The organism is Legionella nigrisilvae (assembly GCF_977063395.2).
In genome coordinates this window covers 21,804-37,677 of the sequence record NZ_CDRUGZ020000022.1, presented here as the reverse complement: position 1 = coordinate 37,677, position 15,874 = coordinate 21,804, and the positions used below count along the sequence as shown (strand labels likewise).

Below are 15,874 nucleotides of genomic sequence, written 5' to 3'. Positions count from 1 at the left end.
GTTCGAATGAAAGAATATTTGCATCATAACCATTTGTGTCAAATTAATTATGCAGAAGGACCTAATAATGGTATGCCTTTGTTATTGCTACATGGTGCCACCCGTCAGTGGCAAGCGTTTGCGTCCATTACTCTTGAGCTATGTGCTTGTTTTCATATCTACGCTCCGGATTTTCGCGGTCATGGCAAATCACAAAAAATAACCGGTCATTACTTTTTAGAGGATTATTTGACGGATATTCAATTTTTTATTCAAGAAGTGATAAAAGAACCTGCCATAATAATTGGACATTCATTAGGTGCAATGATTGGGGGCATGCTTGCCGCAACCCAACCCTCTCTTGTGAAAGCTCTTGTTCTTATGGATCCTCCTTTAAATTTAAGCGCTCTTCGTCAATTAACCCTAGGCTTTAGGGAGCAAATAAATTTTATTATTCAAGCACTTCGATTAAGCAAACTAGGATTACCCATCGATCAATTTATTCCAGAACAAGTAAGACATTGTGATCCTGAAATGCTTTTAGCAATGATTGATCAATTCGATGAGGTTTTTAAACAATACAAGGTAGAACGTTTGTTTAAACAAATAAAAAATCCAACATTGTTACTGTATGGTAATTCTGCCCATGGAAGTTTAGTAGAACTTGAAGATGTTCGAAAATTACTGGATATTAAACCGGATTTACTTCCTATCCAAATTCCTAACGCAGGGCATTCTCCCATTCGCCAAGATAAAAAAGCTACTTTAAATGCGATCATGCAGTTTATAGAGAAAGAGCGTTTAAAAATTTATTAATATTATTACGGTACAGAGTACGAAAATATTAATTTATATCCAAGTTTAAGAATAAATTCATTTGTAAAATCATAAAGTCCTATTCTGATAATCAAAATTTGTGTTATGGATTCTTAATATACACTTAATTTATATATTGTACTATGTAAGCTCTTTAATTATTCAAAGGGTGTTTAATGTTATCAAGGTATGACGGTCGATTCTTTGTGGCAACAATTGAACTAAAAGAAAGAATAAAATCAAAACAGGAAGTAAGCCCAAATGATTTTACTATAATAGCTTATTCGAGTTCAGGTACCGATGAACAGTCTATCTCGTTATTAGAACAAACAATGGCTGCCTTCCCCAAAGAAATGGTCAGAAATTTAGTATGTTTACATCCCGGACGGCTTATTGAGCATGAGATACTTGCCCAGTTACAAGCAACCATTAAATTGGATAAACATGTTGATGACGAAATGGATACATTCGGACACGCCTTCACCAAAGTGCAAAAAGAAATAGCAGGAGAAGTGTATGACCGAATTGTTTTTAAGATCACTTTAATGCATGATAATCTTCAGATGGATATTATAAATTTATTCAATGACTTAATAAAAGGAAAGTTAAAAGAAACTTATCCTTTTTCGCCTGAGGAATTCGAAAATTTAAAATTTTATTATTCGTCCATTTCAGGAAAAGAGACTTGGGAAAAAGATAAAGAACTACTTAAGGCGATCTACATTCAACGAGCCATGGCATCGATTTATACTCAGAGAGCCCGAGCTATAATAGAACCTATGGTAACAGGAGCTATTAACGAACTTTGTGATCATGGTGATTTTGAACCTTTAGAATATGTTAAAAAAGAACAAGCTATAGCTCTGTTTACAACTGGAGGAGTTGCCTCGGGGAAAGGAAGTTGCCTTAAACTCGTTTCAAAAGTTATTGAAAAATATGAACCACCTATTGAATGGAATCAATTGGTACATCACAATGCGGATAGACTTAAGCCTTTTCTGCAAAAACCAGAAGTCGATCCTCTGAGATACTCTCAATTTACCTACGAAGAAGCCTTATTGGTTAAAGAAAGAGTTATGCAAATTATTGCCAAAAAGAGCAATGAATTGGAAGGAAAAAGATTTCCTTGTTTTCTTCATGATCAAACCAAATTAAAACCGGATGAACTCCGAGAAGCGAATCAGCGATATGGTGAGGTAGATATTGTTGCGATTTCCACTGATGTAGCCGCTGCAATCGGACGAGCACATGGTCGTGGCAAAGACACTCAACGATACGAGCATACAGAGGGTCTTCTCGGATCACATCAAGCAGTTCCTGGGGAAATGATGAAGTCATTAAACCAAGAGGAGTTAATTGGTTCTAATGTATCTGTGGCGATGTTCGATAATAATAGTACTACAAGAGAGTTGACCCTGTTTGCTTCAATTAATATGAGTATGAAAGAGATTATTATTTATAATGATGAGATGATGTACAATTGGATTAAGAAAGAAAATATTAATTCTAAAGCAAAACCAGGGGAATCTTTATATTTAGAAAGGCCAGTTCGTTCAATTGAGGAATATTTCGGTCCATTGATTGAGAAAGGTTTTGAACTGGAGTTCCCAAAGGATGAATCAACTCTGGCTTTTAAAGTATAAGTTACCTATAGCTGACTAAGTCTAATGTCATAATTTATTCACAAGGAGTTAACATGATGTCGAAAAAAGCGAATGGTGCAAAAAAATCTAGTGAGGCACCAAAAAAATGGTCTTTTTTAGATAAGTCCAAACAGGTTTTGGATGAAGAAAAAAACTTAAAGAACTCAGAAAAAGAAACCGTTAAGGATAAAGAGGAAGGCATCAAAAACTCAGATAATATGGTTGAAGCGGAGCCAGATATCAATCAGTTTTTTAAACATACATAAGATTGATTTTAAGTAAAATGGCTGCGTTTTATTTGAAAAAAAATTTGTCCTACTCTTTAGGATAGCTGTATTTACTAATTGAAGATTATTTTGCCGTATTTCAATCTGCATAATATGTTTTCTTATAATCGGGTGCATTTAAGCTTTTGTAAAGCATGATATGTAAAATAATTTGCCAATTTAGTCTAATATTTAAGTGTGCATATGAACACAAAATCAATGGGCTATTAACTGATTAAAGATAGAATTGGTAATGATTATGGTTGAAACTGAAACATCTGATATCGCATTGACTTATGAGGAACTTACAAAGTTCTTAGAATCTATGTTTGAAGGTTCTCACTTAGCCGAGAAAATGGAAGATTTTGGACACTGTAATGGATTTTCGAGCTTATTCATGAATGCTATGCGTCAGGGAGAGAAGGGTAGAACAGATTTTTACCGGCGAGTTGAAATCATTAGAGAATTACTTAAGATAAAGAAGCAAGCCTCCTCAACCACTTCTTTAAATACAGCCTCTAACCACATGCAGGAAGTTATTCAAGAAATTGTATCGTCTCTAGCACAGCCCAACAGCCAACAATCTTCTTTTTTTAAAAATGATGATCTGCCTATCCTTAACGATTTAAGTTCATTTGCCCAGGAACTCGTGGTTTATCATGATCCTGCGTCGTTTCCTGTTTTGTTTGAGGGTTCTCCCAAAGAGCCCGTGGGTCAAGTAGCTGAACTGGTTTATCCTTTAATGTACACTCCAAAGGAATATAAAAAGTGTAGCGTCGAAAAGTTTTCGGTTGGTATTTATAGTAAAACAGAATTTTTTAAATACTTTGAACAACTTCATAATGTATTAGAAATAAAGCCAAAACAAGAAGATGAATTACCTAATCCTGCAGTTTCCTTTTTAATGGGGACTACTACGCATTCAATTAGTATTGGATATGAAACAACAACCAAAAAATGGTTTATATCCAACAGCGAGGACATAAAAAAGGAATACTTATTAGAGGGAACAACTAATACTCAAAAGCTGGCAGAATGGGTTTTCAACGCTTTAGTAAGGAAGGATGTAGATCAATATATTGCTTTCTCCTCCACACTATTTGCGGATACAACACGAGGCGAAGTAATAAAGGAAACCCTTAAAAAAGATCCTGTTTGGCAGGCTATTCATGATCCAACAAGGAAAGATTGCATTAATTACGTTAGTTATAATGACGTAAGATTAATTCATATCCTCGTTGCAGAGGCAGACTTAAGCATTATCGCAAACTATCTTGATTCTGTAAAAAACCAGGCTACAAGCAACCCCCTTTTTTTTAATATGCCCAATTATTTGGAGCAAATACTAAACGCTCAGGATAGATTTGGATACACACCCTTAATGTTCGCTATTGATAAAGCAGATCTCAAGCGAGTTGAATTACTGCTTCAATATAATCCTAATTTAAATATAAAAAATAAAAACAATGAACCTGAAGGCCAAACAGCATTGGAATTAGCTCAACATAATTTAAAGCAATATCTTGAAAGTGGTGGAACCAATAAGCAAGTCATAGAGTCGTACTCAAAAATAATAGACGTTTTAGAAAATCACCTAAAACTTGACACTATAAGCATAAAAAATTGAATCGAAGGTCACTGTTTTAGGAGAGTTACAAGTGGCCACTAACTAAATCATGCTTTAAATGATGCATGGAGCATATCCGCATTGCAAATTGGATTAAACACAGGGGAATATTTTTCATTTTGCAAAAAATCCGTTATCGAAGATTGTATGCTTTTTGGCTGTTCCTTAGTGAGTTGCTCTTTAATGTAGTGTTCGATTTCTTCGTAATTTTCGATTGGCTTTTTTATCCAGGGTTTCACTTTATCTTTGGGTATTACAAAGTTGAGTATGAGCTTATTTCGGCTGGTCTGGGTATCTAAACATATGGTTAAATAATATTTCTTTTGATTAGCTGAATATCTAGCTAGATAGTCACCTGGGTTAGTAAGTAAACGTTTTGCATCTTCCAAATTAATATTGCCGTGATATAACGGAGCTTTCATCTCCTTTTCAATTTCTTTATTTATTTTGAAGAACGATGCTGCTTGGGAATAATTCCAAAACTTGGATTCACTATGTTCACTGGTGCTTTCATTTAAGTGTTGTTTGAGCACATTCCCATAAAATAATAATGCACGGGCAAGCATCATGGCCGTGTAAACTCTAGATAATTGTTCAGAGAATCCTGCACTACAAGCTCCATGCTCAATAATTTCATTTAGCTGAGAACATATAGGGGCTCCTAGGTTTCTCAAATTAACAAAATTAGAATCAGCAAATCTATTTAATGCCTTCATGAGGCTCGACTCTTTGGGAGTAGATACTTGATAGTCTTCTTCCAAGAAGGTGTGAAATAAAAATACTGCAAATTCAAATTCATGAAATTCGGAGGTGTTTTCTGCAAATGCCCATCTGTAGTGAAGGTGAATAGTTTTAGCTTTTGTTAAAATGTTTCTAAACAGATTGCAAAACACTTCATTGAATAATAGGACATCTTTTACGGAAGAACCTAGAGTTTTACTCATTTTATCCATACAACGTTCATATACGTTAGGAAACCTGGAAAATATACGCAGCATTTCATCTTCTGAAAAACATTCAATCCACTGCAAGCTATGCTTTGTAATTTCTTTGCTGCCGATATAGTCATCTAACAAGCCCGTTTCATCAAGACGGGCTAGAAGCATCGCTTCCGAGTAAGTCATATTATCAGAAGTAATGAGGGTTCTAGGGCTCTGCTGCTTTTCTTTTTCCTTTCCAGGATTTTGGCTTTCAATTTTCTTTTTCATATATACTATCGTTTACTTGCAAGGGCGCGAGTCAGATTTTCTGTAAATTTTGACCACTTTTATCTCAAATTAGAAAAATTTTTTATGTATTTAAAGAAACTTGTCTATTGTCTTCAAAGTTCGCATCAGAGTGAGATAATAAGGCTAATTCATTTTTCAAATGGATAAGTTTTATTATGCTTGATTTGGTCTCATAAAATGGCTGGGCTGCTGTCCTAAAAAATCCAGGGTAGGCGGTAAAGGACACTACGTAACCAACAAGATTAAGGGCTGATTTTAAAAAATCCACCGCAAGCTCCCATCCTGTCCTATTATCATTAATTAATTTAATTGCATCATCCACGTTTCTGAAAAAATTAATTAATATATCCTCTGTTTTCTGTTTCGATAGTGTTTGGTCATCACCGAAGAGTTGGAGATGAGCATTTATGAAGGGTTCTAACCCATCAGATATTTCCTTGAACTTGCAGTATATTACTGCCTTTGTTACGACATAATGGGGTAGTTCTGGTTTCTCTGTAAACCGTCCCGAATATACGAGCTCATCAATTAAATCCTGGTTTTTTTGGCATAGCTGCTCCCTGTAGACATTGAGTTCTGCTCTCATCTCATCTAATATTTTTTCCTGCCGCTCGCTTTCGGCAAGAAAACTCCGATCAATTTCTGCTTTCTTTTTTAATAGTTCTATTCTAAACATAGCCATATGTAGTTTCCAAAAATTTAATTCATCTTTAAACCATCATGAGTAACCTCTCATACAGTTCAACTTAAATAACATGCCAATTAAGTAGCTGAATTTGCTAAGGTACTGGATGTTGATTAGCTTCATTGCATATCCTAATCACTTAAAAATTAAAATTAAAATGAATAAATTGTATAGGAGGTATACAATTTTTTTATGAGGTTGGCTAACCAATATGATTGTTAGGTTGAGGAATTAAATTAAAGCAAAAGCTGACATGAAGAGATACCACTTAAATTAAACTTAGATCAGACTCAATTAGATAGAATTGCCACAGTGGAAAAATTATTTAAAGAAGAGAAATAGTTTTATTATTTAGAGCGGATAACAAGATGGATAGCCGGTCATAATGATGTATGTCAAAAGATGGAGGTAGTTTGTTATTCAGGGGTAGGGTAGAGATTTCATTTGCTAGTTCTCCATTTATCACCGTTAATTTTTTCTGGGTGGAATTAATCACGAAACTGGCGTTATATAAGCGAGTTAGCATACGGACTTTGCGTTTTGTCTCTGCTGCTCGAATTAAGATGCGTGCAATTTTTCTAGCGATTCGTTCCTCCAATACTGACTCATCTTCGAGATTTTTCTTTTTTTCGGTAGCCCACCATTTTTGAAAAGAACCCTTTCCATGAATGGCCTCAAATTGTTTTAAGAGTTGATATCCAATAAGAAAAGATGTTCTCATTGTCAATTGTTCCATATCCTTACTCTTTATAGCGTGCATGGCGCAAAAAATTCGCCAGGCGCTTTTTAATTGTACCGGACTAATGTACTCCTCTCGATATTCTATAGCTGCTTGCGTTTTAAGCGCATGAAGTAATTCCATTAATACCATTAAGGAATCATGGGGCTTATAAGGGCCGTTAAAGAACGTATTATCTTTACTTTCTGTAAAGGCTGTGAAGTCGTAATTATAAAAAATAAGTTTTCGGTTGTCTGATTTTAATAAAATATTATAGGGTGGTTCCCATTTTTTTATTTCATCGGACTCGAGTAGTGCCGCTTCTAGTGCAGTGTCACATTCTGTCGTTTCGATATCCCATACTTGGGCTAACATTTCTAGTTTGCGTCGGTCTCTATTTTTAACGCCACGAAAGTACGAATTGACTCGTGCTTTTAAAGAGGTTGCTTTCCCGATGTATAATATTGTTTTGTCTTGGGCAAGCATGTGGTAAATACCAGGTTTGGTGGAAAGGTTAAGTCGCTCTAATCGTTCGATGTTGTATTCATACTGCAATTCACTTTGAGTGGGGTGTTTCATGTTGAGCCAAGCTTCTAAGCTGGCATAACAACCTACATTTGCTGCAAGGAGTTTTGATTGAAGATGTTGCCAGACATGAATGGTCATGGATACGTGAGAATAAATTTCATTTTTAGGAGTATTAGGCCATTTTAAAAAACCCGCCACTGCCTTTAAGTTATGACTTGGAAGGTGTGGTAATAGGCGTTTTGCAATTTTTTGAGAACAGATTAAATTAAAATTTAACTCAGCTTGACCATGGTCTAGATAAAATTGCTTTAAAAAACTTTTTTCAAACTGAGCATAATGCGCAATGATGATGGGCTCCGGCCCTACTTCCCCTAAAACACGCTGCAATGATTCAAACACCAGCTGGGGTTCCGCGCTGTCTTGCAGTTCGCTCTCAGTTAAATGAAGCATCCTTTTAATTTTAGGTGGGATGATCGCTTCGTGTGGAAGCTTTAATGTCCATTTTTCAATGTGAAGATCATTAAATGAGCGAGGATCTACAATGCTCCAACCAATTTGCAAAAGATGACCGGTATTCGGGTGCATACCAGTCGTCTGGCAATCCAGGATAAGAATTTGTTTTTGTGATAATTCAGTCATCAGCGCACAGTTCCTTATGGTTTCCCTGAATGATTTAACGGTCCGATATCTTCATCTCTCCAAAAGGATTGCACCTCTTTAATAATTGATGTTGAGACGAGCTCTTGCGGACTTTGCGCATACCAATCCTTGGGCATGCACTGACTATAGGTGGGTTGTAAAAAGCGATTATCCATTAAGACGATCAAACCTTTATCGGTCTCAGATCGTATGACCCTTCCTGCTGCCTGAATGGCTTTGGCCATTGCAGGATAGGTGTATGCGTATTCTTGGCCTTCTTGATAATGAGTCTCATAATAGTGCTTCATTTGTTCTCGCTCCCAATCAAAGGAGGGAAGAGGAGGACCTATGATAAAGGCTCCTATGGCTAAATCACCCACATAATCAATGCCTTCAGCAAACATTCCTCCTTGTACGGCGAAAAATAAATGATTTTTACCCTTGTGATGCAATTGTTTTAATAGATGTTTTGTTTCTTTGGTCTCCATTCGTCGTTCCTGACGTAAAAGGGTAAATTGCGAAGTGGTGGGCATTTGTGAATAAATTTGCTCTAAAAATTCAAAACTTGGAAAAAACACAAAATAATTGCCAAGTTGTAATTCTGAAAGGCGAAGGATGACCTCAATAATTTTAGGAGTATTTGATTTTCGGTCTCGATATTTAGTCGATACTTGCGGAATGAGTAATAGTTTACGTTTAGTAGATGAAAAAGGAGAAGAAAACTCTTCAGTATGCAAGAATGATTTGTTTAATCCAATAAGTTGGCTGTAATAATCAAAAGGTTTTAATGTAGCTGAAAAACCAATGATTTGATGAAAATGACAGTAATGCTCTTTCAAAAAACTCGATGCATCACAACAACTAATTTTTAATGCATGGCGTTTGGGATTAAACGAAATAAAGAACTCATCACGTCCTTCGTTCACAAATTCCAGTGCTGCAGTAAAATCAGACCAATAATTGACTAATTTTAAGATAGGGTCGTCTGTTTCGATTATTAAATCCGTCTCTAAGTAATCAGTAAGCAACTGGTTCAGTCGTTCCTCTTGTTGTTTAAATAGTTCTTCAGGTACTTTAGTAATATGGGGTTCATACACATTTGGTAAGGCACATCCATCAATGATGGTGACGCATTGATTAATGATATCGGTAAGTTTTTTTTGAAAAGGGTGAGGGTATCTATCCAATGCATTTAAATAATACTCAAAAAATTGTACTTCAAGAGCAGGTGAAAAATAATCCATACCCCGGCTGGGTAAATTGTGCACTTCATCAATGACTAGGTTCGGCTTTTCTTCTTCGCCTAGTTGCAACCCGACTACGCGATCGGGGGTATGAGTAGAAGAAAAAACGTAATTGTAGTCACCAATTACCACATCAGCATAGGGTATACTTCCCATTTGCAGCTCATAAGGACACGCTTGGTAGGTTTTTGCGAGTTCTTTAAAAAAAAGTGAGTCTAGGTTTTGTTGTTTTTTAATTTGCTGCATTAACTTGTGTTCTGTACATTTTGTAAAATGATTTTCTGCAAATTCACACTGCTTACTGGTACAAACAGGCTCATTTTTCATGCATATCTTTTTTTTGGAAGTGAGAATTAATGAGGTGAATGCTGCACCTTTTTCTTGAAGAAGTTCAACTGCATTAAGTGCAATTTGATGCTGTGAGTTTTTAGGTGTGAGATAAAATGTTTTTTGTCCTCGATGTAAAGATTCTTTCAAAGTAGGATATAAAATGGCCATGGATTTACCAAGGCCCGTTGGAGCTTGAATCAACATAGGTTTTTTTGCTTTCATTGAAGAGTCTACTGATTCCATTAACTCTTTTTGATGCGGCCTAGGTTGTTCAAATGGAAAAATAAGTTTAGTGCTCTGCTTTATACGTTGTTTTATCCGTTTTTTCGATTCTTTGATTTCTCGAATCAATTCATCTAATCGGTGATTCAACCACTGTTCAAAAGCATCTTTATTAAAGTCTAAAACAAGAGAAGTGTTTTTTTTGTTTCGCAACGAAAGAATTAATAAATTAAGTTGGGGTGTGTTTTTTGTTTGTAACCAGTGAATGTAGCCATAGACTTGCAGTTGTAGCCAATAAGGGTGGGTAAAATAGTTTTCCGACAGTATATCAATTAACTTCTGAGGCTCAAACGCGGTTTTAATTTCTTCAATTCTTGGATTTTCTTCATGATAAATGCCATCTATTCGCCCGGAAATGTAAAAGCGGTAACGTTTATAAGAAAGCAGGTGCGATATACTTACTTCTGCCGTGTAATTGGGATGTCTCTTTAGTTGTTGAAGTTGAAAATTTTGATGCGCTTTTACTGCAAGTTTGGAGGTCAATCCAAAACCTGAATAGGTATCAATACTTCCCACGCGAGGAGAGGGAAGGGCTAAATCAATAACGGATAAATTGTAAGTCTTCATTACCACATAGGAAATTGATGCACCACCAACAGTGATGAGAGAGCTTAGTCATTAGAGTAAGCGGCATGATAACATAGAGCAAATAAAATGGCTCTTTTTTATACTTTAGATTCATCACTTTCATGTGTGCAGTAAACGCCCATTGCTTTAGCACTTATTTGGAAAGTTTTTTTCCCATAATAATCTATTATTAAAGATATTAAGATAATTTAGTTATTGTTACATCTACTTATATAATTATCAGGGAGCAGCTATGGAAAAATTTGAAGGAAGATTGGCGTGTGTGATTCAGGCGGATGGCACTATTGCACGGGGTTATATGATTGATACATGTGAATTTAACGGTATCAATGAATATATTATAACCTGGAAACTGCCTTTGCAGGGTGGGGGAGTAAAGACAAACTTCTCTGGAACTATAGGTAGCGTTCTTGATGAGCCAGTATCTCCGGGGTTAATTACCGTCTCTTTGATGCAAAATGCATCACAAATGCGGGTAAATACCTTTGAACCTAATGGTAAGCCCGCAGCTCGCCCTTTTCATATTGCATGCTTTCGTGATTAAAATGCCGGCTCTCAAAAATCCACTGGCTATTTTGGTTTGCTTTAAAACCAGTGGATAGAGCTAGGTGAACAACGAATGAATATGCTGATTTGAGCAAGCATCCTTGCACGTATTCCAAGAGCTTCGAAAAGATAAAATCACCCAGTGAACTGAACAAATATGAGAAAAATAGCTATATAGAATAAATAGACTGTTAAATAATGTATTTAAAATAAGGATATTTCATGCAAGATTTTATTAAACCGGCCCTTTTTAATGCTCAATTCATAAGAAATTTAGGCTATACGACCTATCAGGGTGCCGAAGTTGGGGAATGTCTTGCGATAGCAAATCAAATAGTATCTGGCTGTAAGGATAGCTGGTATGACCGTTGGGCCGACTTTGGTGATCGCAATTATAGTATGGGTGAAACTTACCGTAAGCAGGGGTTGCATCTGGATGCGAAATTGGCTTTTCTAAGAGCGTGTACTTATTATCGGGCTGCGTTTTTTTTCCTTGAAGATGAACCTTCCGATCCCAGGATAGAACAAGCATTGCAATACAGTATTAGTGCTTTTCATGAAGCCCTTGAATTTTTCGAAACTCCTGTAGAAAAAGTAAAAATTCCTTTTGAAAATATTACATTACCTGGTTATCTATATCTTAATTCTCTTTCAAATCATCCTAAACCCATCCTCATTGATACAGGCGGAGGTGATAGTACGAAAGAAGAATCATATTTTAGTACGGCAGCAGAAGCATTAAAGCGCGGTTTTCATTGTTTGAGTTTTGAAGGACCAGGACAGGGTAGTATGCTGCGATTTAATAAAATACCGTTTATCCCGGATTGGGAACGAGTTGTTGAAAAAGTTGTTGATTTTGTCATTAAACGTCCTGAAATCGATCACACAAAGATTTTTTTGATTGGTCGAAGCTTTGGTGGTTATCTTGCTGCTCGCGCTGTAACCAAAGAAAAACGAATCGCAGCATGTATTGTAGATCCAGGGATATTTGATGCAAGTGGTCCCCTCGAAACTAAATTTAATTCTGTTAAGGAAAAAATCCCTGGCTTAAAGGATGCCCCTTTAGAACACGTTTTAACGGAACTTATGAAAACAGATGAAAATTTAAAATTCATGATAGAAAGTCGAAAATGGCGATTTGCTGCTAAAACAGTTGGAGAAATGCTCGATAAAACTCGTGCTTATACTCTGCATGGATTAGTAAAGAACATCCAATGCCCCATGCTGGTTTGTGATAATACCTTAGAATATATTACCTTAGGCGAGGCAAAAAAACTTTATGATGAATTACAATGTACAAAGGAATACATTCTTTTCAATGACAAAGAAGGTACTGGCGGCCATTGCGAACCGCTTGCACCGAGAATATTTAGCGCAAAAATCTATTCTTGGTTAAGTACGTTATAAATTTTTTCATGAAGGTACGAAGAATGCATCAAACCAAATTATGATGAGACTGTTTGGTGGGTAGGGTAAAGAAATGGTTATTTTAAGTGTGTGTGCAAAAAGGGTAGGAATTATTCGTTGTGGGAGTAGGGTTGATATTAATACTTTTTCGGTCATTATAATTTGTAAAACAGTATTACAAATATCAAGAAGTTTGATAAAGCCTCAATAAAGGAATGCAAAATGGACTTAATACTGAGAAATTGGCTTGGATTAATATGCGCTTTTTTGTTGGTTACTAATGGTTTTGCGCAGACTTCTGCAACTCCAATTATATGCGATCAAGACTATGCGCTATGTACTTCTGCTCGCTGTATTCCCACCCCAGGGAGCTCGACCAATGCAATTTGCGATTGTGTAGTCGAAAAAGGTAAAAGTGTAGGCTATAAAACATGTAAAGAGAGAAAGCCTGTTCAAGATAAATACAAAGTGACATCACTCATTTCAACATTTTCATTTGAGCAATTTGCAACTAAAAGTTCAATGAATTGCCCAGAAGGTTCACCCTGGACAAATTGTGTTGATATGTTGTGCACAGTTGATCCGCAAAATTCAAAACGTGCTTTATGTAACTGTACGATAGAGTGGACTCAACCGTTTGTTACTTTTGGCGGTGATTGTAATACAAATACCTGCGCTACCGGTTTTTGGTCTGGGGCTACTAAAGCAGATGGCATCATTCTTCGTAAAGCATTAATGCAAAAAGCGCATTCGAAACCAAAGAAAAAACCCATGATTTGCCCTGCTCAATCATCAGAAGCAAATTAATGATAAAATCATGACTACTATAGATATACTAAAAGTTTTGATCAGTCAGCATACATCTGAGGTTTTGAGTCATTTACCTCTGAATGATATTGTAGAACAATTGAGCATAACGTCACGGAAATTCAAAAAACTCGATAATAAATTATTTGATTGGAGTATTTATGAAAACGATTAGTAAAAGAGATCAACATAATATCACCCCAGACCAAGCAATTGATTTGCTGCGAAAGGGTAATCAACGGTTTATTCAAAACTTGCGATTTAATCGAAATTTACTTCAACAAGTTAATGAAACAGCTGATGGGCAATACCCTTTCGCCACAATTTTAAGTTGTATTGATTCACGAACACCAGCAGAATTAATCTTTGACCAAGGACTAGGAGATATTTTTAGTATTCGAATTGCTGGTAATATTGTGAATGATGATATTATTGGTAGTTTAGAATTTGCATGCAAAGCAGCTGGATCTAAATTAATTGTAGTACTAGGCCATACCAATTGTGGTGCAATAAAAGGGGCTTGTGATGAAGCTAATTTGGGGTATTTGACTCAGCTTTTAGAAAAAATAAAACCTGCAATCCACCAGGAAAAAACATTTAAAGAAAATCGAAACGGAAGTAACCTCCCTTATGTCAATGAAGTTGCCAAAATTAATATCAAAAATAGCATTAAAAATATTCTAAATAAAAGTAGTATTATAAAGGAACTAAAGGATCAAAGAACCATTAAAATAATTGGCGGTTTATACGATGTTTCCTCTGGCGAGGTCAAATTTTTTGATGAGTAAAATTGAGTTGGATCCTGCATTTATTTGCTTTTAATAAGAAATGATATTATGTCCCTTAGTCATGACAATTAGTTCATGATTGCTTATCCAAAAAACTTCCATTTTTTGATATCCATTTAGGAGATTTATATGAAAAAGAAACTACTTCCTATTTTAATTTCTGCTCCTCTTATGACTATGGTATCAGCAGGAGCCATAGCTGTTGAGGCTAAACAAAATAATCAAGTTCAAAAAAGTAATCAACAAGCAACTTTGGATCCCTTCGATAATGATCCTTTTTTTCAATCACCAAATGATATTTTGAAACAAATGGAGCAAATGCAACGAGCTATGGATCAATTTATGAAAAGTCAATTTTCACAAATGCAACATAACTTGGCGAATCAATCCAATCAAATTCCATTTGGTAGTACAAATACTATTGAAATTAGAGAAAGTAAAAATGAGATTACTTATAAAATAAAATTACCAAAAGATGCTGATAGTAAAGTCGATGTTTCTGTCAAAGAGGGACAATTGATAGTGAGCTCCAATGTAACGCAAAAAATTACGAGTGAACAAAATAATAGCAAAAGTGTAAGTTATTCTCAGAGTAATTACAGTCAAGCATTTCAATTACCGAAGGGTTATGATCCAACTTCGATGACCACAAAAATGAAAGATTCAAATTTGATTGTTACTTTCAAAAAATCAATTGCGACATCTTCTATACTCTAAAAAATGAATGAGCTGAAACTCTTTAGTAACGCCAGTTTTTGCGGCGTTACTCCAGTCATTTCATTTCTATGAATTTATGAGTAAATTGGTAAGGGTCAATAGAAATTATTTTAGATTTAGTAAAAAAAATTTCTGTGTGATCAGCCTACTGAAAAATAAAAAAGGAACATAATATTGTTCTTGACTATCCCTCATTTCGTGAAGGACTAACAATGTATGGAGAAAAAATTTTGAACAAAACAAACGGAATTAAATTGATTATTTGGATTTTATCTTTTGAATTGATAGGTTTCTTTTTAGGTTTATTAACCCAAGCAAATATTTATTCTTGGTATGACAGGCTCCATAAATCAACTCTAACTCCTCCAGGGTGGGTTTTTTCCGTCGTTTGGTCCATATTATATGCATTTCTTGCCATTGTTGGGTTTAAGTTATGGCAAAATCGCAGCAAACCTCAAATTAAAATAGTAATGCCTCTATACATAATACAACTCATCATGAATTGGCTATGGACCCCAATTTTTTTTCAACTGCATTGGATAGGGTTTAGTTTTTTATGGATACTCGTAATGATTAGTTTGAATGCAATCATTATCTTAAAAATTAAAGATACGGAAAGAGGGAGTGCTCTATTATTGACTCCTTATTTCTTATGGCTTATTTTTGCGAGCTACCTTAATGGAATGATATGGATTCTCAATACACTGGCCTAGACGAGCTGAATTCATATAAGCAAACCTCTTGCGTTTAACCTTTGATTCGCTTAAATCTGCTTTCTTTACATTGCTTTAAAAGCAAGGGTGAGAGATGTTAGAAAAATATACGCATAGTTGTAATTCTATTTATTCTACGGGGGAATAGTTAACGAGAATTTATATACTTTGTACTTCACAAGTAATTTTTGTGCATCCCGACAGTGAGCAGATGCTTCAGTTTTTGCCATTTTTCATCAGCTTTTTTATCGGAATTTACTGGAATTATTGCTTACATTTGTTGTGCAAATCAATGAATGAAGCCCTGTTTTTGCTGCAGCCG

The 15,874-nt window shown here is 35.5% G+C and carries 15 protein-coding genes; 11 read left to right on the top strand and 4 right to left on the bottom strand.

Features of this window, described 5'->3' with window-relative positions; all coding sequences use genetic code 11:
- Nucleotides 1-6 precede the first annotated feature (6 nt).
- The 4 genes from ACWTE2_RS13375 (at nt 7) to ACWTE2_RS13360 (ending at nt 4,331) form a co-directional block, all read left to right on the top strand.
- Nucleotides 7-795 carry an alpha/beta fold hydrolase gene (locus ACWTE2_RS13375; RefSeq protein WP_454785737.1) on the top strand — a complete coding sequence of 263 codons (789 nt, stop codon included), beginning with the start codon at nt 7-9 and terminating at the stop codon, nt 793-795.
- Nucleotides 796-971: 176 nt separating this feature from the next.
- Nucleotides 972-2,438: a hypothetical protein gene (locus ACWTE2_RS13370; RefSeq protein WP_454785736.1), complete on the top strand. Its 1,467-nt coding sequence runs from the start codon at nt 972-974 to the stop codon at nt 2,436-2,438.
- A 53-nt stretch (nt 2,439-2,491) separates the two neighbouring features.
- A complete protein-coding gene (locus tag ACWTE2_RS13365; RefSeq protein WP_454785735.1) occupies nt 2,492-2,704 on the top strand; it encodes a hypothetical protein in 213 nt (70 codons plus the stop codon).
- A gap of 259 nt (nt 2,705-2,963) precedes the next feature.
- Complete coding sequence (locus ACWTE2_RS13360) at nt 2,964-4,331, top strand: ankyrin repeat domain-containing protein (protein WP_454785734.1); 1,368 nt, start codon at nt 2,964-2,966, stop codon at nt 4,329-4,331.
- A 47-nt stretch (nt 4,332-4,378) separates the two neighbouring features.
- Here ACWTE2_RS13360 and ACWTE2_RS13355 read toward each other — a convergent pair whose 3' ends face one another.
- From ACWTE2_RS13355 to ACWTE2_RS13340, 4 genes are all read right to left on the bottom strand, one after another.
- Nucleotides 4,379-5,539, bottom strand: a complete 1,161-nt coding sequence (locus ACWTE2_RS13355) for an SH2 domain-containing protein (protein ID WP_454785733.1) — start codon at nt 5,537-5,539, stop codon at nt 4,379-4,381.
- Between the two features lie 82 nt (nt 5,540-5,621).
- Nucleotides 5,622-6,242: a hypothetical protein gene (locus ACWTE2_RS13350; RefSeq protein ID WP_454785732.1), complete on the bottom strand. Its 621-nt coding sequence runs from the start codon at nt 6,240-6,242 to the stop codon at nt 5,622-5,624.
- Between the two features lie 328 nt (nt 6,243-6,570).
- Nucleotides 6,571-8,130, bottom strand: a complete 1,560-nt coding sequence (locus ACWTE2_RS13345; protein ID WP_454785731.1) for a GIY-YIG nuclease family protein — start codon at nt 8,128-8,130, stop codon at nt 6,571-6,573.
- Nucleotides 8,131-8,144: 14 nt separating this feature from the next.
- A complete protein-coding gene (locus ACWTE2_RS13340) occupies nt 8,145-10,553 on the bottom strand; it encodes an ATP-dependent DNA helicase (RefSeq protein ID WP_454785730.1) in 2,409 nt (802 codons plus the stop codon).
- 253 nt (nt 10,554-10,806) lie between these two features.
- Here ACWTE2_RS13340 and ACWTE2_RS13335 point away from each other — a divergent pair, with 253 nt between their 5' ends.
- From ACWTE2_RS13335 to ACWTE2_RS13305, 7 genes are all read left to right on the top strand, one after another.
- On the top strand, nt 10,807-11,118 hold the full coding sequence (locus tag ACWTE2_RS13335) for a hypothetical protein (RefSeq protein WP_182393489.1): 312 nt from the start codon (nt 10,807-10,809) through the stop codon (nt 11,116-11,118).
- 224 nt (nt 11,119-11,342) lie between these two features.
- Nucleotides 11,343-12,527: an alpha/beta hydrolase family protein gene (locus ACWTE2_RS13330; protein ID WP_454785729.1), complete on the top strand. Its 1,185-nt coding sequence runs from the start codon at nt 11,343-11,345 to the stop codon at nt 12,525-12,527.
- 222 nt (nt 12,528-12,749) lie between these two features.
- On the top strand, nt 12,750-13,334 hold the full coding sequence (locus ACWTE2_RS13325; RefSeq protein ID WP_454785728.1) for a hypothetical protein: 585 nt from the start codon (nt 12,750-12,752) through the stop codon (nt 13,332-13,334).
- A 10-nt stretch (nt 13,335-13,344) separates the two neighbouring features.
- On the top strand, nt 13,345-13,509 hold the full coding sequence (locus ACWTE2_RS13320) for a hypothetical protein (RefSeq protein WP_454785727.1): 165 nt from the start codon (nt 13,345-13,347) through the stop codon (nt 13,507-13,509).
- Complete coding sequence (locus ACWTE2_RS13315; RefSeq protein ID WP_454785726.1) at nt 13,496-14,122, top strand: carbonic anhydrase family protein; 627 nt, start codon at nt 13,496-13,498, stop codon at nt 14,120-14,122. Before ACWTE2_RS13320 ends, ACWTE2_RS13315 begins: the two co-directional genes overlap by 14 nt.
- A gap of 129 nt (nt 14,123-14,251) precedes the next feature.
- Nucleotides 14,252-14,839 carry an Hsp20/alpha crystallin family protein gene (locus ACWTE2_RS13310; RefSeq protein ID WP_454785725.1) on the top strand — a complete coding sequence of 196 codons (588 nt, stop codon included), beginning with the start codon at nt 14,252-14,254 and terminating at the stop codon, nt 14,837-14,839.
- Between the two features lie 230 nt (nt 14,840-15,069).
- Nucleotides 15,070-15,552, top strand: coding sequence for a TspO/MBR family protein (locus ACWTE2_RS13305; protein WP_483099549.1), 483 nt, complete (start codon nt 15,070-15,072; stop codon nt 15,550-15,552).
- Nucleotides 15,553-15,874 lie beyond the last annotated feature (322 nt).

What these genes read in the sequence shown, in the direction of transcription:
- ACWTE2_RS13375 (WP_454785737.1), top strand. Translation starts at nt 7, where the DNA reads ATGAAAGAATATTTGCATCATAACCATTTGTGTCAAATTAATTATGCA.
- ACWTE2_RS13370 (WP_454785736.1), top strand. Translation starts at nt 972, where the DNA reads ATGTTATCAAGGTATGACGGTCGATTCTTTGTGGCAACAATTGAACTA.
- ACWTE2_RS13365 (WP_454785735.1), top strand. Translation starts at nt 2,492, where the DNA reads ATGATGTCGAAAAAAGCGAATGGTGCAAAAAAATCTAGTGAGGCACCA.
- ACWTE2_RS13360 (WP_454785734.1), top strand. Translation starts at nt 2,964, where the DNA reads ATGGTTGAAACTGAAACATCTGATATCGCATTGACTTATGAGGAACTT.
- ACWTE2_RS13355 (WP_454785733.1), bottom strand. Translation starts at nt 5,539, where the DNA reads ATGAAAAAGAAAATTGAAAGCCAAAATCCTGGAAAGGAAAAAGAAAAG.
- ACWTE2_RS13350 (WP_454785732.1), bottom strand. Translation starts at nt 6,242, where the DNA reads ATGGCTATGTTTAGAATAGAACTATTAAAAAAGAAAGCAGAAATTGAT.
- ACWTE2_RS13345 (WP_454785731.1), bottom strand. Translation starts at nt 8,130, where the DNA reads ATGACTGAATTATCACAAAAACAAATTCTTATCCTGGATTGCCAGACG.
- ACWTE2_RS13340 (WP_454785730.1), bottom strand. Translation starts at nt 10,553, where the DNA reads ATGAAGACTTACAATTTATCCGTTATTGATTTAGCCCTTCCCTCTCCT.
- ACWTE2_RS13335 (WP_182393489.1), top strand. Translation starts at nt 10,807, where the DNA reads ATGGAAAAATTTGAAGGAAGATTGGCGTGTGTGATTCAGGCGGATGGC.
- ACWTE2_RS13330 (WP_454785729.1), top strand. Translation starts at nt 11,343, where the DNA reads ATGCAAGATTTTATTAAACCGGCCCTTTTTAATGCTCAATTCATAAGA.
- ACWTE2_RS13325 (WP_454785728.1), top strand. Translation starts at nt 12,750, where the DNA reads ATGGACTTAATACTGAGAAATTGGCTTGGATTAATATGCGCTTTTTTG.
- ACWTE2_RS13320 (WP_454785727.1), top strand. Translation starts at nt 13,345, where the DNA reads ATGACTACTATAGATATACTAAAAGTTTTGATCAGTCAGCATACATCT.
- ACWTE2_RS13315 (WP_454785726.1), top strand. Translation starts at nt 13,496, where the DNA reads ATGAAAACGATTAGTAAAAGAGATCAACATAATATCACCCCAGACCAA.
- ACWTE2_RS13310 (WP_454785725.1), top strand. Translation starts at nt 14,252, where the DNA reads ATGAAAAAGAAACTACTTCCTATTTTAATTTCTGCTCCTCTTATGACT.